Origin of the sequence: Ohtaekwangia sp. (assembly GCF_036568665.1) — a bacterium.
GTDB lineage: Bacteria > Bacteroidota > Bacteroidia > Cytophagales > Cyclobacteriaceae > Ohtaekwangia.
Genome location: NZ_DATCSD010000148.1, coordinates 24,401 through 44,008 on the forward strand (window position 1 = coordinate 24,401; position 19,608 = coordinate 44,008).

At 44.1% G+C, this 19,608-nt stretch carries 21 protein-coding genes; 8 read left to right on the plus strand and 13 right to left on the minus strand.

Features of this window, described 5'->3' with window-relative positions:
• Positions 1-211 precede the first annotated feature (211 nt).
• Entirely contained in the window at positions 212-2,140 is a 1,929-nt protein-coding gene (locus VIN08_RS08050; RefSeq protein WP_331962883.1) for a tetratricopeptide repeat protein, read from the minus strand.
• Positions 2,141-2,372: 232 nt separating this feature from the next.
• Here VIN08_RS08050 and VIN08_RS08055 point away from each other — a divergent pair, with 232 nt between their 5' ends.
• From VIN08_RS08055 to VIN08_RS08065, 3 genes are read left to right on the plus strand one after another with little or no spacing between them, the layout of a single operon-like run.
• The gene (locus tag VIN08_RS08055; protein ID WP_331962886.1) at positions 2,373-2,792 is read left to right on the plus strand and encodes an SRPBCC family protein; all 420 of its coding nucleotides are present in this window, start codon (positions 2,373-2,375) and stop codon (positions 2,790-2,792) included.
• A gap of 5 nt (positions 2,793-2,797) precedes the next feature.
• Positions 2,798-3,232, plus strand: a complete 435-nt coding sequence (locus VIN08_RS08060; RefSeq protein ID WP_331962889.1) for an EVE domain-containing protein — start codon at positions 2,798-2,800, stop codon at positions 3,230-3,232.
• A complete protein-coding gene (locus VIN08_RS08065) occupies positions 3,222-3,674 on the plus strand; it encodes a MarR family winged helix-turn-helix transcriptional regulator (protein WP_331962892.1) in 453 nt (150 codons plus the stop codon). The genes VIN08_RS08060 and VIN08_RS08065 overlap by 11 nt, the downstream gene beginning before the upstream one ends.
• 178 nt (positions 3,675-3,852) lie before the next feature.
• Here the strand turns inward: VIN08_RS08065 and tsaA are convergent, their stop codons facing one another.
• Complete coding sequence (tsaA, locus tag VIN08_RS08070) at positions 3,853-4,260, minus strand: tRNA (N6-threonylcarbamoyladenosine(37)-N6)-methyltransferase TrmO (RefSeq protein ID WP_331962895.1); 408 nt, start codon at positions 4,258-4,260, stop codon at positions 3,853-3,855.
• Positions 4,261-4,743: 483 nt separating this feature from the next.
• Here tsaA and VIN08_RS08075 point away from each other — a divergent pair, with 483 nt between their 5' ends.
• Positions 4,744-6,348, plus strand: a complete 1,605-nt coding sequence (locus VIN08_RS08075; RefSeq protein ID WP_331962898.1) for a GAF domain-containing protein — start codon at positions 4,744-4,746, stop codon at positions 6,346-6,348.
• A gap of 146 nt (positions 6,349-6,494) precedes the next feature.
• Here the strand turns inward: VIN08_RS08075 and VIN08_RS08080 are convergent, their stop codons facing one another.
• The 5 genes from VIN08_RS08080 to VIN08_RS08100 all read right to left on the minus strand — a co-directional run bounded on the left by VIN08_RS08080 (position 6,495) and on the right by VIN08_RS08100 (position 9,671).
• Positions 6,495-7,070 (minus strand): hypothetical protein, encoded by a 576-nt coding sequence (locus VIN08_RS08080; protein ID WP_331962901.1) that lies wholly within the window; start codon positions 7,068-7,070, stop codon positions 6,495-6,497.
• 122 nt (positions 7,071-7,192) lie between these two features.
• Positions 7,193-7,621 carry a nuclear transport factor 2 family protein gene (locus VIN08_RS08085; RefSeq protein WP_331962904.1) on the minus strand — a complete coding sequence of 143 codons (429 nt, stop codon included), beginning with the start codon at positions 7,619-7,621 and terminating at the stop codon, positions 7,193-7,195.
• Positions 7,622-7,663: 42 nt separating this feature from the next.
• Positions 7,664-8,296, minus strand: a complete 633-nt coding sequence (locus VIN08_RS08090) for a carboxymuconolactone decarboxylase family protein (RefSeq protein WP_331962907.1) — start codon at positions 8,294-8,296, stop codon at positions 7,664-7,666.
• A 72-nt stretch (positions 8,297-8,368) separates the two neighbouring features.
• Positions 8,369-9,268: a helix-turn-helix transcriptional regulator gene (locus tag VIN08_RS08095; RefSeq protein ID WP_331962910.1), complete on the minus strand. Its 900-nt coding sequence runs from the start codon at positions 9,266-9,268 to the stop codon at positions 8,369-8,371.
• Positions 9,258-9,671, minus strand: coding sequence for a hypothetical protein (locus tag VIN08_RS08100; RefSeq protein ID WP_331962912.1), 414 nt, complete (start codon positions 9,669-9,671; stop codon positions 9,258-9,260). Before VIN08_RS08100 ends, VIN08_RS08095 begins: the two co-directional genes overlap by 11 nt.
• Before the next feature lie 301 nt (positions 9,672-9,972).
• Here VIN08_RS08100 and VIN08_RS08105 point away from each other — a divergent pair, with 301 nt between their 5' ends.
• The 4 genes from VIN08_RS08105 to VIN08_RS08120 all read left to right on the plus strand — a co-directional run bounded on the left by VIN08_RS08105 (position 9,973) and on the right by VIN08_RS08120 (position 12,894).
• The gene (locus tag VIN08_RS08105; RefSeq protein WP_331962915.1) at positions 9,973-10,905 is read left to right on the plus strand and encodes a hypothetical protein; all 933 of its coding nucleotides are present in this window, start codon (positions 9,973-9,975) and stop codon (positions 10,903-10,905) included.
• Between the two features lie 241 nt (positions 10,906-11,146).
• A complete protein-coding gene (locus tag VIN08_RS08110) occupies positions 11,147-11,584 on the plus strand; it encodes a YHS domain-containing (seleno)protein (protein WP_331962918.1) in 438 nt (145 codons plus the stop codon).
• Between the two features lie 66 nt (positions 11,585-11,650).
• Positions 11,651-12,424 (plus strand): hypothetical protein, encoded by a 774-nt coding sequence (locus VIN08_RS08115; RefSeq protein WP_331962921.1) that lies wholly within the window; start codon positions 11,651-11,653, stop codon positions 12,422-12,424.
• 23 nt (positions 12,425-12,447) lie between these two features.
• Positions 12,448-12,894, plus strand: a complete 447-nt coding sequence (locus VIN08_RS08120) for a DM13 domain-containing protein (protein ID WP_331962924.1) — start codon at positions 12,448-12,450, stop codon at positions 12,892-12,894.
• Positions 12,895-12,923: 29 nt separating this feature from the next.
• Here VIN08_RS08120 and VIN08_RS08125 read toward each other — a convergent pair whose 3' ends face one another.
• From VIN08_RS08125 to VIN08_RS08150, 6 genes are all read right to left on the minus strand, one after another.
• On the minus strand, positions 12,924-15,149 hold the full coding sequence (locus VIN08_RS08125) for an FG-GAP-like repeat-containing protein (RefSeq protein ID WP_331962926.1): 2,226 nt from the start codon (positions 15,147-15,149) through the stop codon (positions 12,924-12,926).
• Between the two features lie 18 nt (positions 15,150-15,167).
• Positions 15,168-15,719: a peroxidase-related enzyme gene (locus VIN08_RS08130; protein WP_331962929.1), complete on the minus strand. Its 552-nt coding sequence runs from the start codon at positions 15,717-15,719 to the stop codon at positions 15,168-15,170.
• Positions 15,720-15,806: 87 nt separating this feature from the next.
• Complete coding sequence (locus VIN08_RS08135) at positions 15,807-16,370, minus strand: carboxymuconolactone decarboxylase family protein (protein WP_331962932.1); 564 nt, start codon at positions 16,368-16,370, stop codon at positions 15,807-15,809.
• A gap of 155 nt (positions 16,371-16,525) precedes the next feature.
• The gene (locus VIN08_RS08140; protein WP_331962935.1) at positions 16,526-17,074 is read right to left on the minus strand and encodes a hypothetical protein; all 549 of its coding nucleotides are present in this window, start codon (positions 17,072-17,074) and stop codon (positions 16,526-16,528) included.
• Positions 17,075-17,162: 88 nt separating this feature from the next.
• Positions 17,163-18,341, minus strand: coding sequence for a hypothetical protein (locus VIN08_RS08145; RefSeq protein WP_331962938.1), 1,179 nt, complete (start codon positions 18,339-18,341; stop codon positions 17,163-17,165).
• A gap of 339 nt (positions 18,342-18,680) precedes the next feature.
• The gene (locus VIN08_RS08150) at positions 18,681-19,601 is read right to left on the minus strand and encodes a DUF4249 domain-containing protein (protein WP_331962941.1); all 921 of its coding nucleotides are present in this window, start codon (positions 19,599-19,601) and stop codon (positions 18,681-18,683) included.
• Positions 19,602-19,608 lie beyond the last annotated feature (7 nt).

The window sequence follows — 19,608 nt, forward strand, 5'->3', positions numbered from 1 at the left end:
GTTTAAGAATATTTGTCGGGCGACAAAAATAAACGGGCAGTATAATGCGAGTAAACGGCTGTGACTTGCTGTTAACCTGACGGGCTTTGTTTTCAGCGCAATTTTGAGGTTTACCTATATCTTGTTAACCTTTTGCTAACGGCTCTACCCTGATCATGTGATGCCCCAATGCCTATATATAGGGATATAAAAGTGGAGACATCCGGATGGTTTATCCAAATGCAGCGAGGAATTTGGAGAGGTTCTGGTCGGTTTCTAGATTGAGTTTTTTACGAAGACGCGATCGTGATACTTTGGCACTCTCGGGAGATATACCCATCAATGAAGCGATCTCTTTTGTTTCAAGGTTGAGTTTTAGCAGGGCGCAGAGTTTCATTTCAGTGGCCGAGAGGTCAGGGTATTGCTCCAGTAATTTTCCGAGGAAGCCGGTGTGCACCTGTTCGAAGTAACGCTTGAATCCATCCCACTCCCGATCGAGGTGAGCGCTATAGTTCAATTTCTGTATGAGCCCTCCCACGGGGTTTGATCCTTCTTTACTCAGACTTTCCAATCCGGTGCGCAGTTCTTCCATCACTTCATTCTTCTGAATAAGATTGAGTGTGTACGTGGTGAGTTCTTTATTCTTGAAATCGATCTCCTGCTTCAACCGTTCTTCTTCCAGTTGTCGGGCGCGAAGTTCTGCTTCCAGTAATCCCTTCTGTTGTATACTCAGTTGCTTCTCTTTGGCCGCCAGCTCACGTGCTGTTTTTACTTTCAATTTACTGCGACTTATCAACAGCCACGCCATTAACAACACCAGAATGAGAATGGTTGTAAGTGTATAGGTCCATAGCCGGGCGATGCGTTTATCTTTTTGCAGCAACGATATTTCAGATTCCTTCTGGGCACTTTCATATTTAGCGCTCATCTCTTCTACCACCTGCCGGTTCTCTGCCTGCGTTAAACTATCTTTCAATGTGGTAAATTTCTCATAGTATGCCAGCGCCTCCGGATAGTGATGTTCTTCTTTCTCCACTTCGCTCAGCATCTGGTAAGCGTCCATCACCAGGTAAGGATGCCGCGTGTTTTGCGCCAATAGTCGCGAAGAATCGAAATATACCCGGGCCTGACTCAACTGCTTTAATTCATAATAGGCAAACCCCTTGGAAGAGTATATATAGGTCATAATAGAAGGGCCTTCAATCGCCCTGGCATATTCCGTTGCTTTATCCAGCGCCCGCAGAGATTGTCTATATTCCTTTTTGTCGTAATAGATGTTGGCTATACTTTGCATGATCTCGGCTGCATTCAGCTTATCGCCCTCGCGAATATACTGCTGCAGTGCCTGCTGACATTGGTATAGAGCACTGTCTAACTTCTGTTGCTTGCGATATATGCGTCCTAATAATTTATAGGCAAAGGTGATTCCGCGATTGTGATGGCTGGCGAATGCCTGCTGCTTACCACGTGTAGCATACGAAACGGCTTTGTCAAGATTACCGAGTACGTAGTGTACATTACCAATATTGAGCAGTGCCGTGGCAGAACCAACACCATCGTGCAGCACACTGTCGTATAGCCGGGCCGTTAGCAGATATTCGTTCAGAGCTTTTACATAATCGTTTTGTTCGATGGCTACATTTCCCCAATCGTTGTGGATATGGGCCAGGCCCTTATAATCCTTCTCATTCGTACCGAGAGCCAGCGCTGTTGTGAGATAATATACTGATGAATCGAATGCTGACTTCCGCAGTTGAATCTGTGCCAACCCGCGATAGGCTTCTATCTTCGCTTCTGCTTCAGGGCGGTTCGCTAATGCCCGGTGAAAGAATATAGCACTTGAATCGTACTGACTCTGGCGGATGTAGAACCAGCCCAACGTACTGAATACACGCGGAGACAATGCAGCGTTGTCCTCGTTCAGCAGTTGCTCGGCTTGCCGGTATAGCTGGCGTGCATGCCGGGGTTCTTTTAATTCCAGCGCTACGCCCTCGCGCAATAAACGACTTATCACAGCGGTGTCTGTCTCTATCGCATGAGGAGTATAGTGGTCTTTGAAATTTCTGCGAGTTGTGGAAGAAGGACCGGCCACAGATATACCGATCGGCAATACAAACAGTACAATCCACCGGTATAGCACCGGCAACAAACGGGTAGGCATGATTTGAAAAATAAAAACTGGGTGTCTAAAGATATAGTATCTGCGGGGAACTTTCTTTACTACATTCCTTAATATTAGCTTAAAATTTGTCTGGTGGTAATTATTTTTTCTGACCGGAGATTCATCCCATCATTTTCCTAAAAAAAAAGAACTTTTAAACGAAACCAATCTTTTAAGGTCACGTTACTTAATAAGTACACATATTATATTAACAATTATTATATAAGCCATTATGATTACCGGAACATTCTCTGCTACAACACGCCTGGTTACAAAAGAAAAGATCTGGCACCTGATGGCCGATGTTAACGGCTGGAAACACTGGGATACTGGCGTTGAACATGCTGAACTGCTCGGCAAATTTGAAAGCGGATCTTCCTTTATACTAAAACCCGCGAGCGGCCCGCGTATAAAGATCAAGCTGGTAGATGTACAACCCTATGGCTACTTCAAGGATCAGACAACTTTTCCATTGGCAAAGATGTACGGCGAGCATTGGTATGAAGATACTCCGGACGGGTTGAAGATTACGGTTCGCATGACTATGACCGGTTTATTGGGTGCCCTCTGGAATAAACTGGTGATGAAGGATATAGTATCAAAACTGGAAGAAGATGTACACCTGCAAATCGCTATAGCGCAAAAACGATAAGCACAATGCAATCTACACAACGCTATTGGATAACGGTGGCCTCCAAAGACCATGTGCAGCATGGTATAGCCGGTGGCTTTATACAAGCCTGCCACGGAAAAGCTGCACCACTGAAACGGATGAGGCCGGATGACTGGGTAATTTTTTATTCACCCAAACAAACGATGAATGGCACGGCAAAATGCCAGACGTTCTCTGCTCTTGGCAAAGTATGCGATGAAAATGTATACTCTTTCGCTATGAGTGAAGATTTTATACCGTTTCGCAGAAATATAGCGTTTGTGTCGTGCCAGGAAATACCGATCACATCGTTGTTGCATGAGCTTGAATTTATAGCTGACAAAAAATCGTGGGGTTATCCGTTTCGATTTGGCTTTTTTGAAATCGGAGAAAAAGACTTTACTTTAATCAGCAATAGAATGCTGAATCATGAGCGATAATACTTTCAGTTTTGATCGGGCGGATGATAGCTCCGGATTTTTACTCTGGCAGGTAACTACTCTCTGGCAGCGGGGGATAAAAAAAGCATTAACCAAACATAAGATCACACACGCACAGTTTGTGTTACTGGCCAGTTTACTGTGGCTATCCAAACAGGAACAGGATGTTATGCAAATCGATCTGTCATCGCACAGCAAGATCGATCCGATGACTACATCTACTGTGTTGCGCACCTTACAAACCAAAGGCTTCGTTGCCCGACAAGAGCACGCTACGGATACACGCGCCAAAGTAGTAGCGCTCACTACAAAAGGTATAGCTATTACCAAACAAGCTATAAAAACCGTAGAGCAATTTGATAAAGATTTTTTTTCTATACTCGCTGGCCGCCAGCAGGAATTTAACAAGCTGTTGGTGAGGATAGCTGCCAGCGCTGGATGAGTAGCCGATAATCGTTATTCGTTGTTCGTTAATCGTAAAGGCACCGGATTCACTTCAGCATTCGGCATTCCGTGTTCAATATTCGATATTCAATCAACACGCATTACCATATATAGTATATCTCTCCCCACACTTCCCGTCTTTCCGTGTTTTCCGACTTCCTGACTTTCCGACTTCCCTAGCTACCAGCATTTATCACCGGCTTAATATCAATTACGGGTGTACCATCCAATACTTCCAACGGATATACCTGCAGATTTCCGCCTTCCACTATAGCCGTAACTGTTACGGGGTGAAGCCCTACAGGATTTGGGCGATCGGGTGAACGCGTACTGAACACACCAACATGCGGAGCGCTAATATTATTGCGCGGGTAGCATGTAAGTACACTGCGGTTGCCTGCGTGCAGCCAGGTGAGTAGTATCAGTTCACTGCCCACAGATATACCCTGCAAACCCTTCGCGTAGGCTGATGCAACTTCAATTATAGCGCTCACTTTTCCCTCATATCCCTGCAACGGACAATCTTCAAGCGATTTTAAAGGTGAACGAACAAAACCAATGGGTTCAATCTGTATATTTTCCATATAAACTATATTATCCCGGTTGTGTTCAACAAGTTATAAAAAATACGGATCACATTCTTTAAACTTTTTTTAAGCTCGCTATATATCGCATAGAAAAATGGTATGGTCTACAGAAATCCGGTATAACTCTCATACCCTATATTTTTGTTCGCCACAAATGTAACAAAAAAAGATACTCTGCCGTTTTGCATCTAACTGTGTCCTTGAACTAATTTTGAGGACCAAAGCGCATATATAGCGCTCAACCATTTCGATCGTTTACCCCTCTGATAAAACTGGTTGTTCCTTATCCGATGATATTTCCCGGATAAGATCATTTCGTTGTTACCCTTGCAATGAAAATCCAGGTAACTCCTTATTAAAACACTAAGCGAATGGTAACAACAGGCGTGGCAGTGGCTTGTACCTTACTATGCATCGTAATGGATGGATATAGGAAGTAACACTGCTACACAAACTATAACCCAAATAAAAATATATATCATGACAGAGCTTTTGCATAACCTGAGTCTGAAAAGAAAATTTCTGATTCTTAGCTTAACGTTTCTAATATCTTTTATACTGGTGCTGGTGGTGGTTTTCGCCTCACAAAATATACTCAAAAAGAAAGCCGATCAGTTAGAAGCAATTGACAAGTTTGAAGTAGACCTTTCTGAATTACGCATGAGTCTCAATGCGCTGCGAGGCGAAATTCTTATTTCATTGTTGGCCGATACCCAAACCATGAGTACGCAGATTGCCAGGAACCAGGCAAACTACGATACTAATCGCCAACGAGTAGATTTATTGAAAAAAAACATTCGGGAGTCACAGAAAAAGCTGGGTAATACAAATCTCTCCAATTCTATCGAAACACTTTCCCTGATCGTTAATTCCCTTACCGATTTCACGGATCAGAATATGGCACTGGCGGCCAAAGCCGATGGCTCACGACAGGACACCCTATATATGTCGGTGCGTGCTAAAATTCTAACGGAATATGCTTCGATGTTCGAATCATTTAAAAAGTCGATTGCCAAATCAGCGGATATCGCTATGGCTATGCGCGACCAGACCTATACTGATTATGAGCACACGGTTACAACCGCCAACGCATTGCTTCTCACTTTCTTTATAGGAACGATCATTTTCGTTTTCACCTTTTCGCAATACCTCGGCAATATGATTGCGCGGCCTATACTACAGACGAAAGATACGCTAATGAAAATCTCTGAGGGAGAATTACCGCCTGTTGATGTAAAGGCCGGTAAAGATGAGATCGGTAACATGCTCACCTCACTCAAAACATTGGTATATAATCTCACCAACCTGCGCTCCTTTACTACTGATGTTGGCAAAGGCAATTTTGATACAGAGGTAAAGATCTTCAACAACCAGGGTGCTATAGCAGAGTCGCTGTTGTTGATGCGCGATAATCTTAAACAATCAGCACTAAAAGAACAACGAGCAGCGTGGGTATCGCAACGTGTTGCTGAAGCGGGCAAGATCATGCGGCAAAAACATGAATCGCGCGCGGCCCTGTATGATACAGCTATTCAGTTTGTAGTTCGGTCGATGACGGCCTCGCAAGGTTCATTATTTATTATAGCGGATGATGATGCTGAAAAGCTAAATCTTGTTTCGTGCTATGCGTACGAGCGGAAAAAGTTTCTCGAGAAAACCATATACTTTGGCTCGGGTCTGGTAGGACAGGCATGCCTGGAAAGAGACATGGTATATCTCACCGATGTTCCGCACGATTATGTAAAAATTACATCAGGTCTTGGCACAGCCAGTCCTAACAACCTGGTGATTCTTCCGCTTATTCATAATGATATAGTGCAAGGTGTAATTGAAGTGGCATCGTTCAGCAAACTGAAGCCGCACGAGCTGGAATTTTTCAAACAGTTTGGCGACCTGATGGCTTCAGAGATTGCCAATGAAAAAGTAAATGCACAAACACGCTACTTGCTGGAAAAATCGCAGCAGCAGGCGGAAGAACTTCGCTCGCAGGAAGAAGAGATGCGCCAGAACATGGAGGAGCTGCAGGCTACACAAGAGTTGATGCAGCGGCAAATGCGCGAAGTAAAAGACGTGCAGTATTCATAAGCTAACAACTGCTATATTTCAGGCTTTCGTACCTTTGTTGTCAATTATATCAGCGGAGATCAAGGTTATGACAGAATGGGGAGAGTAGTTTAAAGTTCAAGGTTAAGGGTTCAAGGGGATTCGGCATGAAACTTTTAAAACCTTAATTATTTTTTGATCAGGAATATATTCCAGGCAACGGCAAACGTTACGACCATAATCAGCAGGAAAATAATGGCAATAGCTTTGTGCATCCATTCGTCTTTTCGATTTAGGGCGGCTACAGGAACCAGTATCATCAACAGAAATATCTGCACGACCTGATCGTTGATACTATAGCCTCCTATAAATATATTTTCGATGATTGAGTGTACCGGAAGGAAGATCATAAAGAGATATATCTTCCGGTAATTTTCAAAATAGAATTTTTTCAGGTCAATCTCCTTTGCTGCCCATCGTGGCGGAAACAGTATACGCGCCAGTATGTACAAATTTACCGGATATAGTATAATAAAAAGAAAAGTGGGCAGCCGCCAGTATTCATAAGCATGAAGTTCGTACGTTGCCCACCAGTCTTGTATGTGAATGATAAATACCAGCAGAATCAGGATCATGTGTGGCCAGTATATCTTTACCCGCTCCCATTTAATAACAATTGCGGCAAAGCCTGATACTAACTGTGTTATTCCCATCCCCAGCACGATCGAGATCAGTACGGTTACATATTCAAAAGGTGATTCCATATACCGCCCGGTCTGTTGATAGTACGTATATACCGGGAAAGGTAACAAATATCATCACGAAGCCGAAGCGAACAAAAAGTAATTCAGGAAAAATGTCGCCTAGTATACCGATCGCTCTTTCGCTAGCGCTTTACCAGTTTCAATTCATGTTCCTGTATGGCCAGGTCATTTATACTGGCGAATCGTTTCCGCATTAAACCGTTTTCATCAAACTCCCACAGTTCATTGCCATAGCTTCTATACCATTGGCCGGCATGATCGTGCCATTCGTATTCAAAGCGTACGGCCATACGGTTTTCGCGAAAGCCCCAAAGTTCTTTCTTCAAAGTATAGTTTAGTTCCTTCTCCCACTTGCGTTGCAAAAATGCGCGCACCTCATCACGTCCTCTCAAAAACTCTGTGCGATTGCGCCATTCCGTATCGATCGTATAGGCCATCGATACTTTTACAGGGTCCTTTGTATTCCAGGCATCTTCTGCGGCCTGTACTTTCTGTAGTGCCGTTTCCTCGGTAAAAGGTGGAAACGGAGGTCTTCTCTCTAACTCACTCATACACGCTATAGCTATAGGTAAAAATTTTTATGGATCCGCATCTTACAACTCCTGGGCTACCGGAAAATCGATAGGGACCTGGGTGAGGTTATGCAAATAATTCATGGCAATCTTATCGCTGATCTGCAGAATAAGATCAACAAGGGTTCCATCCGTATATCCGGCAGCATAAAAAGCATCCAACACAACTGACGATGCGTGTCCTTTCTTCTCTGTAATTTCTTTCGCTAATGCTACCAGTGCCTGCAGTTTTGCTTGGCTGCTGTTTCCCTTCCTAAGATCAATAACCTCTGCATCAGAGAAACCATTCATTTTACCCAGCACAGTATGTGCACTCTGACAATAGCGACAGCCATTCACCTGACTCACTACCAGGTTAACCGCTTCTTTCTCTTTATTGGATAGCGATGATTTTGCTTGCTGAAATGCCAGATATTTACCCAATCCGTTTTCTGAATAGGCAATCGTAGCGTACAAGTTAGGCACCATGCCTAATGCTTGCTGAAGTTTGTCGAAGAGCGTCTGGTTGGCAGGTGATACTTCTTCGCGTGCAGGTACTTTGTAATTTTTCATGGTATAATAAAATAAGTATGTTCCGTCATCGGACGGATTGCTTTCATTGGCAATCATGTGCGAACGACAAATCAAAAGTACCGGGCTGTTAAAAGAATGCATGACACAGTTTTCGGATAAAGTGTCACAAAAGGATGAATGAGAAATTATATAGTCCGTAAGATACAACCTACACTATAGATGTTTGCTTCGCAGAGAAGATTTTCCGGCAGCAATTTTCTTTTGGAACTGTCCGGGAGTTATACCGGTAATTTTCCGGAAGAATCTTCCAAAATAGGTTGGCGTTTCAAAGCCGAGGTAATAAGCAATTTCAGCAATGGAAGAATCGGAATATTGTAACAATCGTTTCGCTTCCAGCACTACGCGATCGCTGATCAGGCCGGTAGTTGTTTTACCGGTTATCTTCTTCACAATACTGGCGAGATGGCGCGTAGAAATATTCAATCGTTCGGCATATATAGCAGGCGATTTCTCGGTGAGGAAATGTTCATTGATAGCCAGTTTCAATTTACGCACCGCCCACTCACCTTTATCATCGTGCAGCAATACCGGGTGCTGTTCGGTAAAGCCCGCCAGGAATTTTGCCAACAGTATATTCAGGTAACTACGCAAGATCGTTTCGCGTGCTATGCCATGGTTCGTGTATTCACGCGCTATCTGCTGCCCCAGCACTTGCAGATCTGCCACCAGCGCTTTATCCGGTTTCAATACAGGAGCCTGTGCTGATGAATGAAAGAATGGAAAATCCAGTAGCGCCTTGCTGTGCGAGTCTTGTAAGAAGAAGTTTGCTGTAAACAGAAAGGCATATCCTTTTACTTTCTTCTTTATCTCCCAATAATGTACCTGCTCGCTCGACAGGAAATATACTACAGGTGCTTTTATAGTATATCCTTTAAAATCGATATACTGCGTGCCTTCGCCCTCGCTTACCCAGAGTATCTCGTAGAAGTTATGGCGGTGTGGTAATTGTTCAGCCTTAATAATACCGGGCATGTTCTCAATTCTGCCAAATTCAAATTCAATTGAATCACCCGCGGGAATAATAAAATCAAATATAGGTATATTAAGATTCATGTTCGAATGTATCCAACACGATGTCTAACTGTCGCAGCACTTCACGCATACCTTTACCTTTCGCCATCTCTGTCCAGAGTTTTACAATCTTTTGCTGTTCGAAATATACCTCAAATCGTTGTGGCGCTGTTCGCACTTCCCTGAATGCAGGTGCAAAAGGAGCTATAGCAGCACTTGGCAATTGAAGCGCTCTTGCATGGCGACCGGTGATGCAGAGCTGCCCCAGTATAACCTGATCGCGTTGCTCTATATTCTGAAGAGTATATCGCCAACCGTCAAACGCCTGAATGATTCCCTGCTGCCCTTTAATAAAAGCCTCCCGTGTAAAAGGCGGAAAATGACCGTTAAAAGTAAATGTGTCTGCCAGGTTATCTTCCAGCCACGCTGTGTCGCATCGCTCCATAGCGTGGAAAAAATTATAAGTACGTTCGGTTAGTTCAGCTGCGCTCATGGTATACCTGCAATGGCCTCATGCTTGTTCTTAGTTAGAAAAACAAATGTATACTTTTCAGAGAATTGTTACTCCATTCAATGATTGACTGGTATATAGCTATGGCGGACGGCATTACCCAAAGAAAGGTTGCCAGAGATAATGGCTATTTTATTCAATACACAAAATTAAAAATACTCCAGATGTCGTGCTGATGACATGAGGCCATTTCGCGAACAGACAATTTGCATCACTTTAAAAATTGCAAAGTCTTATGAAAAAATTCAAAATTCTTTTAGTCAGTGTGGCGCTTGGTGTAAGCATGTTTGCCTGTAATGACGATGACAATGAAAGCAAGGAGATCTACGATCCGAATACAGCTGCTGTAGCTTCCGTTGATCGCTTCAGTGCTGCTGCCGGACATTTGCAGGTGCGTACTACAACGAATGGTCTACCGGCCGCGAATGCCGCGGTAAATTTCGATCAGGGTCCGTTCATTACCAAAGGACTCGGGCCCTCCGGGCAGCATGTAGCCTACTATAATTTCGATGTGCAGTCTACAACGCCTGCTCCTATCTGGGTACTATACCACGAAGGAGAATCAACACCGGTAAGTGGTCAGTTAAATATCATTGATGTACTACCGGGAGAAAATGGTTACAATGATTTCTGGCAGATTGTAAAAGTTACGGTTCCTGCCGATTACCAGGCGAATGAAGTGGCTAGCTATGATGAGATCAATTCGCGTGGTTATAAACAGGAAACAACTTCTACGCTGGTAAATTGCCCCGTGGTACCACAGGGTTCTACCGCTTCCTTGCGATTGAATGGCGAATCTTCAGGTATTATACGAGGATGGTATAAAGAGAAAGTGGTATACTATTTTACTTTCGGTGAAAAAGCTTTGACAGTAACTTCCGGCAAGGTGCCTGTCTCCCCTATATATGTGAGCTTTAACATCAACCCGGATGCCAACAATGCTAACAGTGGTCCTGCTTCAGGTTTTGTTACCGAGGACGGATCAACGCAAACACACAACGTAGTGGCTACGCTTCCATCGGATGCTGCGTATTCTCCGCTGTGGTCAGTAAGTGCTTATGATAACGCAGACTTTGATAAGGTAAATAATATAGCAACAGCCGTGTCTGCTACTTCTGTGGGTCAGGGACTGGCGAATGTAAATTGCCCGATCGTAAGTATTCCATAACACAATCTATATTCTTATTGAATGCCCTGCACGATCTGTCATGCAGGGCATTCTTTATTTATGTGCCAGCCGATATATAGTGTGTTTCAACAAAGTGTTCAGAAAGTATATTTCTTACAGCATCAGCAGAAATTGTCGCCTGGATTACAAATCCTGTCATTGCAGGCGCTTTCTTTTGTACTCTCTAAACCCGGGCATTACACGGCTCGTTTTCAAGTCAACACCTATACAATCATTTACTATGAAAAAACTAATCATTGCATCACTGTTCCTGTTTGTACTCACACCGCTATTGGCACAGACGGGAGAAATCTTTACCACCGAAGAAGGCGCTATACGCGGGTATGATCCTGTAGCATTTTTCAAAGAAGCAAAACCTGTAAAAGGGAAAAAAGAACTGGCGTATTTCTGGAATGGCGCTACATGGTCGTTCTCCACAAAAGAAAACCTGGAAGCATTTAAAGCTGCACCTGAAAAATATGCTCCGCAATATGGAGGCTATTGTGCTTATGGTACTTCGCAAGGACATAAAGCTCCAACCCAAACCGATACCTGGACAATCGTGAACGATAAATTATATTTCAACTATAACAAAAGTGTACAGGCCACCTGGAAGAAAGATCAACCGGAATTGATCAAGAAAGCAGATGCCAACTGGCCTACTGTAAAAACACAATAGGTACTGGCAAGCACAACGGCCGGGACACCGGCCCAGTCCGGTATATACTCCCCTAATACATCCGACATGCGCTTTGTAGAAATATATACTATATGCCTTACATTCCTGTGTGTAAGTGCCATTGCTCCTGCTACACTTGCACAGGAAAGTCCGGCCCGCTATTACGAGCAGCATTATTTTGATGTGGCCGTGAGTGGTGGCAGCGGAAAATTTGCAGGCGCTCTCGCGTGGAACCACCTGCATGGCTTCGGCAAAAAGCAACAGCGATTCAAGGCCGGTTATGGCGTGCGCTTTACCGGTTTTGTAGCTGCCAACAAATATTACACTACGGCTCCGGCCAAATATACCAGCACCGAACAGAACCTGGGCACCATATTTTCCAAAACGCTGCAGGAAAATATAGATACCATCACTACCGCTACGGCCGCTACGTATTCGGTAAACCTGGCGGTATATCTCCAGTATACTCTGCGCCCCAGACTTGATATAGGTGTGAATATCGACTTGCTTGGTTTCAGCTTCGGATCGGAAAAGAGGTTCAATATACTTTCCAGCGTATATGATGCCGGGCAGGCACCGGTGCAGCAAGCTTCACCTACATCGTTTAATCTGCTACTCACCAGCGATAATGATAAAGGTTCGTTGAACTCAGAGTTTTATATCCGATACTGGCTTACCGAAAAGATTGGCATACGCGCAGGCTATACTTTTCTCTTCAGTGAGTATCGCACGAAACAAAATCTCTCTTTCGACAACGGGAGAATTATGAACGACCGGTATCGCTATAAAGCAGCCATGGCTTTAGTGGCCGTAACGTTCAAACCTTTTGGTAAATCATAAGTATGTTAACAACTATATATAGTATGATAACGCGTTTACAATGGGTGATTATCAGTAGTATGTTGATGTTCGCCTGTAATTCAGAAGACAAGCCCCAGCCTGTAAACACAATAGTAGAACCCCCGGTAACAAATCCGCAGGCGGGCTCCTCATCTTCTGCGGGTAGCTTTGTAAGTTACGAACATGGTTTGGCCGGGAAGGTGCTGCTATATATAGATACTACGAATGTAATCACGTTGCGTCTGGAGCAATTTACCATGACACAAGGGCCAGATGTACATGTATATTTATCAAAGTCCAGCAATTATAGTGCGGCCAACGTGCTGGAAGTGACAAAGCTCACCACGGGGTTTCAGGGGAGCAGTATAAATTTTACTTTCCATGATACCCGCTATACCGCTGCACATGTATTTGTGCTGGTCTATTGTAATCAATATAATTCCTTGTTTGGTTATGCGGAGTTACAGTAATCACCTGTAACTCCACTATAACCATTTTTTTAGTTAGCAGCCAACGGACCGCAAAGTTTCTCGGGCAGTACCCAGTTGATCTTTTGCAGTTTTATCGTTTCGGTAGTATTGGTACCTTCCGTAATTTTAATAAATTGATTGGCCGGTATATTTTTGAATACCTCTACGGTATTACTCCCGTGCCAGCGGATTTCAAGTTCATCGATCCTGGTAGCAGCACCTAGTCCTATTTCTCTCCGCAGAGGCGATGAACCAAAACTTCCTCCTGAATTTACATCGCGATATATCGTGCGCTTCCTGCCATTCTCTGTGCAGGTGATTTTCAATCGCGAGCCAATTGCCTGCCGATTTACTTTTGTGCCTTCGAGTTGAATGCTGATCCAGTTATTATTACCCTGGCCCGGATTCATAAAGAAAGAATTTTGATAGGCATCTCCAATAAACGCACCGCCCATCTCAATAAATATATCCTGGTCGCCATCGTTATCCATATCGGCAAAAGATACAGCATGGCCTTTCTGTAAATGTCCTACACGTGCAGACGCTGTTACATCTACAAATTTTTCTCCGTTTACATTCCTGAACATTTTGTTCGGCACCAGTGATTGATAATTAGGATTGCCTGTGCCAAGGTACATATCGAGATAGCCATCGTTATCTATATCGCCAAAGTTAGACCCCATGGCAAACGCCATTTTATCTAACCCGTATGCCTTTGCCACATTGGTAAATGTACCATCACCATTGTTGTGATAGAGAAACATCTTGTCCGGATTACCGGCAGGTATATTCAGCTTCTCCGCAGCCGCATAGTAAGCAAGAGAATTATCAAATGTATAGTCGCACACGAATATATCCAGCCAGCCATCGTTATCGAAATCCCAGAACCACGAAGGAAATGTTCTTCCTGCATCTTTATCTATACCGGCATAGCCCGATACATCTTCGAAGATAAGTTTACCATCGTGCAATCCTTTATTGCGAAAGAGGTGCCGCCCTTTATCCATAGTAGAAATAAATATATCTTTCCAGCCATCGTTGTCGTAATCACCGGAAGTAACAGATTTTACAAATCCCTGGAAGTTGGCATTTGTCTTCGTAGCTACTTCTGTAAATGTACCATCCTGGTTGTTGATATATAGTTCGCACGGATGAGGTTGCTGAATACCTTTGGAAGGAGACTCGTTTCCTATATATACATCCAGCCATCCGTCATTGTTAAAATCATTCCAGGTGGCCGTCTGTGTTGGGTGAAAGGATAGTAAACCGGCTTTTGTTGTTACATCGGTAAATGTACCATCACCGTTGTTGCGCAGCAGCGAGTTCGGGTCTTGTCCGTACTCACCTTTCCAGGCACCGCGCAAAACAAATATATCCTTCAATCCATCATTGTTGTAATCTGTCTGCATCATGTTCAGTCCACCGGAAATTCCTTTTAGCCCGGAAGTAGCCGTACGATCTTCAAACGTTCCATCAGTCTTGTTATGAAAATAGTATATCTCATCATCCAGCGACCATCCACCGGTAATCAGATCAATGTAACCATCGTTATCAAAGTCTTCAGTAATACTGGCTCCGGCCATGCTTTTCAGATCAAGTTTCAGATCGGCCGCTATATCTATAAATGCATTTACCCTGTTGGTAGTATCTCCTTGCATATCGGGTAATAAAAATGCCGGAGGTACTTTATCCGGATATTCACCGAGTGTCATATAGGCTATATTCAGCAGCCAGCGCGACTCGAGATCTTTCGGATTTTTTGCAAGCACTTTTTCATATATCGCGATCGCTTTGCGCGAACCGGTTTCATCACGGTGTACACCCAATCCTTTTATAGGAAGTACGCATGATTCGGAAGCGTGATTGCTGATGCAGTTGTTGCGCTCTCCTACACGGAGATATGCCAGCGCCAGGTCTTTCGCGATCTTTTCTGCCTGATAAGAATTTACATTCTGCACCAGGTGTTCAAAGAGTTCAATGGCTTCTTCTTCTCTGCCCATCTCCAGAAGTATATTTGCCTTCAGGTATTGGCAGTATGCTATCTCGCTGGGGCTGCTATGCGGCACAGCCAGCAGTGAATCCATATACCGCATCTTTTCGTACGGCATATACTGGTTGTCGGCATCTTTATTTTCAACTTTTGCTTTGGCAAGGATAGCAATCATTTCTTCATGACAGGTGTTTGTTTGTGTGCAGGATGTCAGCACCAATACGCACAACGAAACGGTAAGAATAATACTCGGTATAAATTTCATAGTCGGGTTTGCATTAACTTAAGCACTTACAGGTTTAGGAAGAGTATAACCAACCGCCGCCAAACGTACGCCCATGGCATCGTACTCTTTAGGATCAGTTGGTGTAAAGCTGGCGAGGCCATCGACATAACGATTAAACATGGAGAAGGCGGCTGCGATCAGTACGGTATCATGTATATCGCGATCGGTAGCACCCTCTGCACGTGCTGCTGCTATATCTGCTTCGGTAACATTTTTACCGTTCTGTTGCACATGCCCGGCTATTACCAGTAGCGCTTTCATTTTGGGTGTAACCGGAGCAGCATCTCCATCCCGGATCACACAATCCACTATAGCACGATCTTCTTTATATAGTTCACGTGCTGCTGCTGCATGACTGCTCATACAAAACACACACGCATTGCGTGCCGATACATGTGTAGCGATAAGTTCGCGCTCGGCTGGTGTAAGCGGAGATTCTTCGCGCAATAATACTTGTGCGAGTTTATATAGGTATTGTCCCGTTTCCGGGCGAAACATTACGAGGCTGCGTATACCTGGCACGCCTTCGGGTACTTGTATGTGAGGCATATAGTTGGGCGGATATGGTTCAAGGTTTTAATGGTTCAGGTTGAAGTATCTTTTATACTTTCTGCTTTATACTTTTTCGCTTTCAGCTTACTTCTTCTTCAGGTGATCGTACCCTTGTGGCAGGCGGGTATAACCGTGGTTTACCAATCGTTCGGCAAGTCCTTTGTAAAATTCGGGGGCGGGTGGGGCTACCGTTGCAAGGCCATCGACATAGCGGTTATATAAACAAAAGAGTGCGGCAATCAATACAGTATCGTGTATCTCTATATCCGTGGCGCCAGCATCTTTTGCACGCACTATGTCGGAGGTGGTGACTTCTTTTCCTCCCTGTTGCACATGCCATGCAATCATGAGGAGTGCTTTCATTTTTTCGCTTACAGGCGAGGTTTCAATATTCTGTTTTACTTTTTCCGTAACGCTATCATCGTCAAAAAGCAGGTCGGCTGCAGCGGTATGTGCTGCTGTGCAGAAGCGACACTGATTGTTATAGGAAACTATGGTGGCTATAAGTTCACGCTCGCCTTCAGTTAAAGTGGAAGGACCACGCAGTAAATATTGGGTAAGCTCGCGAATAGGCTCTGCGGAGTCTTTGCGATATTCGAGCAGTCCGGTAATACCCGGCAAATGCTCCTCAACAGAAATATAGGGCATAGTAAAAATCGTTACGGTATAGTTACCTCTTCGCTTTGCAAAGCATGCTATACCTGGCTAATCGTAAATAATAATGTTAAAAGGAATGATGCCGTAACAGGAGATATATAGTTCTCCTATTGAATGACGATACTGAAATCAGGCACCTGATTTTTTCAGGCGACAGCCTGGGGAGGTGGCGTAAAGATGGAATGGATACCGGAAAGCAGGATATACTCCGAATCCTTGAAGGAGGTATTGTTACAAAACCAACCGGCAGCAGATTGAAGACTGCCCGAAGTATATATTTCAAAATCTTTGATGAGACTACCCAGTCCCTTCAGTGTTTTAGAAGTCGCAGGCAGATCGTTCATGCTCTTGACGAAGTCTGTTATAGCAGTATGCAGTTTTCTCTCCTGGTGATCGGGGATACATACTATATATAGCGTATCGTTTACCAGTTTTTGTTTTACCAGCTTGTAGAAGGCACCGGCATGTTCAAACCCTCCGTTTATACGCTCATATTGATTTTCGTGCTGTAACGGATAGGGTAACGACAATGGAATTTTGAGCGTTACCGCTTCGTGCTCAGCATAATTGCCCGCATCCAGTTGCTGTTGCATGTTGGCACGCAGGTGCTCGCGGGTAAGCCAAAACAAACCATAATACCCTATTACATTGAACAGGAATACCAGCAAAAATGATATCGCTATAAACCGCTTCACACAATTAATTAATCATAGATACGAAAAAATATATTTATTTCCATATACCCGGCCGTAAACATGGAAGAGAAAGCCGGCTGGGCTATTGCTAATCGCGGATAACAAGCCTGGCAACAAGCTGTGCCGGGTGTGTGGCCACACGCACAAAGTAGCTGCCGGCATGGAGTTGCTGGTGAAAATCGAAGGTTTCTGTAAAAGATTGAAGACGCTTTCGCAGCAGCGGTCTTCCAAAAAGATCCGTTATGTCCATATAGGTATCATCGTCTGGCATAAAGCTCAGGGTAACAGTAACTGCACTGGCCGATGCAGGGTTAGGCGAAACCAGAAGCTGTTTATTCTTCAGTTCATAGAGAACCTGTATAACATTGGAATGAGCAATCGCCCCATCTATATCCACTATTTCCAGTCGATAGTATAGCTTGCCGGGTACAGGCGCTGTATCGCGGAAGGTATAGTCTTTTCGTTCGTGCGTATTTCCGGAGGCTGGTATATTTCCAATGGCAGTAAATATACTGCCATCAACCGATCGTTGTATAGCAAAGTGGTCGCTGTTTATTTCGGAAGCCGTAGCCCACATTAAGTCAATGTACTCTATATATACCTTTGCTTTCAGAAACAGGAGCGTAACCGGCAATGCTGTGCTGCCGCAGAATGAAGCCGGGCCTGTGCAGGTACCATCGAGATGAAAGCAGCCAGCACAACCATTCAGGTTCGAGCCGTTGCCTACATTTACATTGCCATCTACATCTATACTTCCGCTTACCGTAACGTTCGTGTTATTGCCACCGGTAAAATTTCCGTTTACACTCAGATTACCGGATACGGTTACATTCGCATTGTTACTGAGAATAACATTACCTTTTATAATTACCGTACCCGATATAGTCCAGTTGATGTTGTTGTTCACTACCAGATTTCCCCATATAATCAATGTACCTGATACGCTAATGTTTGCATTGTTATTGGTAGTGAGATTAAATGCATTGGAAGCATCGCCTATATTTAGAGTACCAGTCACCTGCAGCGTATTATTATTACTAAGCGTTGTATTACCAACCGTAGCAGTGTATCCGGAAGGAACCGTAGGATTTATATTATTATTGATAGTAACTGTTTCTGTAACCAGGTCGCCTATATTACTGCCGCTCCAGTTGGTGGCAACATTCCAGGCTCCGGAAGACGTCATGGTAGCAGTCTGACTATATACAGGCAGGTATAGCAGATTCGTGGATAAAAAACACACCAAAATTCCTCCACCTACTCTCATAAGCGATCGTAGTTTGATTCTGGCTTGTAACTGTTATTACGCGGGCAAGCGGATGGGCTCCGTTTATAAGGAAGATACTAAAAATAAATATGCATTGCTACATCTATTGGCAACTAAAGTGAAAGTATACCGGGTGCAACACGATATATACCTGGTATTTTTTCTGTATATTCTCATCGGAAAAGAAGCCCGTCCATTCTGTTAGTATTTTTTTTCACAAAACAGTAAAAGCAAAGAGGCCGCACGCACGGCCTCCGGAAATGTTTGTGTCGTAATCTCTAGCCCATCCGCTCTCGGGGGAGAAGACATCCGTGCTTCTCCCTGCGAGACGCGCTAAAATTACTCGGTAAGTTTTTTACCCATACCTTTTACAGCGGCTACATTAAAGAAGCCTAATGCTTTGGTACCTTTCGGATTTGTATTGACAATATTGGTTGATACGTTTGCCAGCGGAGTAGAGAACAGTTCGGCAAAACCACCAGGCCTGTCGGTTTGCGTTACCACTTCGTTCAGAAAATTATAGGCCGCCAGTGTAACAGAATGTATTTCTACATATACCGAGTCGCCCGGTTCGTAAGGAGATATAGGGTTATCATTCTCATCCTCCTCATCCGGATTTACACTGCGCAACGGTGGCAGAAAAGTAACGCCATCAAAATTACCCCCGGCCGAAAAACCTGCATCATACGCTACGGTTATCTCACTTGGCTTTAACAAGGCTACTTTGTTTTTATAGGCGCGTATCCAGTATGTATCACCTTTCCCTACAGGATCGGTCGCCCAGAACTCCGCGGTATAGGAGTTATCCGGATACTGCGGATCGCGCTCTTCAAACTTGAATGTTATACTATCGATCGGTGTCGTGCGATTGATGCGTGAAACAGCCTCGTAGGTCTCTTCTCCTATACTTACCGTTAATTTATAGTCACGACCAATTGTACCGAACACATCTTTCGAAGTAGCTTCTGTTGCTACCCAGCGATAGGTGCCGGGTGTGCCAGCATCTTCCGTAAAATTTATAGCACCACCATCATACGTTAATGTTACAGATGCACCGGTAGCAGCCGGTGGCAATTCATTTTGCAGGTAAGGCTGCGACCACGTAAGTGTTACGATCTGGTCTTCTACTTTATCATTCAGCCATGCATCTACTACCAGCATAGGGTCTGCATCTTCTAACGCAGGATTGATCGTTTCTTCACAGGAGAAAAACAGTGATGCTCCCAATAATATACCCGTTAGTTGTTTATATAGTCTCATACCTGTT

What these genes read in the sequence shown, in the direction of transcription:
- VIN08_RS08105 (WP_331962915.1), top strand. Translation starts at nt 9,973, where the DNA reads ATGAAAAAATTCAAAATTCTTTTAGTCAGTGTGGCGCTTGGTGTAAGC.
- VIN08_RS08060 (WP_331962889.1), top strand. Translation starts at nt 2,798, where the DNA reads ATGCAATCTACACAACGCTATTGGATAACGGTGGCCTCCAAAGACCAT.
- VIN08_RS08075 (WP_331962898.1), top strand. Translation starts at nt 4,744, where the DNA reads ATGACAGAGCTTTTGCATAACCTGAGTCTGAAAAGAAAATTTCTGATT.
- VIN08_RS08050 (WP_331962883.1), bottom strand. Translation starts at nt 2,140, where the DNA reads ATGCCTACCCGTTTGTTGCCGGTGCTATACCGGTGGATTGTACTGTTT.
- VIN08_RS08125 (WP_331962926.1), bottom strand. Translation starts at nt 15,149, where the DNA reads ATGAAATTTATACCGAGTATTATTCTTACCGTTTCGTTGTGCGTATTG.
- VIN08_RS08100 (WP_331962912.1), bottom strand. Translation starts at nt 9,671, where the DNA reads ATGGAGCGATGCGACACAGCGTGGCTGGAAGATAACCTGGCAGACACA.
- VIN08_RS08145 (WP_331962938.1), bottom strand. Translation starts at nt 18,341, where the DNA reads ATGAGAGTAGGTGGAGGAATTTTGGTGTGTTTTTTATCCACGAATCTG.
- VIN08_RS08085 (WP_331962904.1), bottom strand. Translation starts at nt 7,621, where the DNA reads ATGAGTGAGTTAGAGAGAAGACCTCCGTTTCCACCTTTTACCGAGGAA.
- VIN08_RS08065 (WP_331962892.1), top strand. Translation starts at nt 3,222, where the DNA reads ATGAGCGATAATACTTTCAGTTTTGATCGGGCGGATGATAGCTCCGGA.
- VIN08_RS08130 (WP_331962929.1), bottom strand. Translation starts at nt 15,719, where the DNA reads ATGCCTCACATACAAGTACCCGAAGGCGTGCCAGGTATACGCAGCCTC.
- VIN08_RS08150 (WP_331962941.1), bottom strand. Translation starts at nt 19,601, where the DNA reads ATGAGACTATATAAACAACTAACGGGTATATTATTGGGAGCATCACTG.
- VIN08_RS08120 (WP_331962924.1), top strand. Translation starts at nt 12,448, where the DNA reads ATGATAACGCGTTTACAATGGGTGATTATCAGTAGTATGTTGATGTTC.
- VIN08_RS08080 (WP_331962901.1), bottom strand. Translation starts at nt 7,070, where the DNA reads ATGGAATCACCTTTTGAATATGTAACCGTACTGATCTCGATCGTGCTG.
- VIN08_RS08055 (WP_331962886.1), top strand. Translation starts at nt 2,373, where the DNA reads ATGATTACCGGAACATTCTCTGCTACAACACGCCTGGTTACAAAAGAA.
- VIN08_RS08135 (WP_331962932.1), bottom strand. Translation starts at nt 16,370, where the DNA reads ATGCCCTATATTTCTGTTGAGGAGCATTTGCCGGGTATTACCGGACTG.
- VIN08_RS08115 (WP_331962921.1), top strand. Translation starts at nt 11,651, where the DNA reads ATGCGCTTTGTAGAAATATATACTATATGCCTTACATTCCTGTGTGTA.
- tsaA (WP_331962895.1), bottom strand. Translation starts at nt 4,260, where the DNA reads ATGGAAAATATACAGATTGAACCCATTGGTTTTGTTCGTTCACCTTTA.
- VIN08_RS08090 (WP_331962907.1), bottom strand. Translation starts at nt 8,296, where the DNA reads ATGCATTCTTTTAACAGCCCGGTACTTTTGATTTGTCGTTCGCACATG.
- VIN08_RS08095 (WP_331962910.1), bottom strand. Translation starts at nt 9,268, where the DNA reads ATGAATCTTAATATACCTATATTTGATTTTATTATTCCCGCGGGTGAT.
- VIN08_RS08110 (WP_331962918.1), top strand. Translation starts at nt 11,147, where the DNA reads ATGAAAAAACTAATCATTGCATCACTGTTCCTGTTTGTACTCACACCG.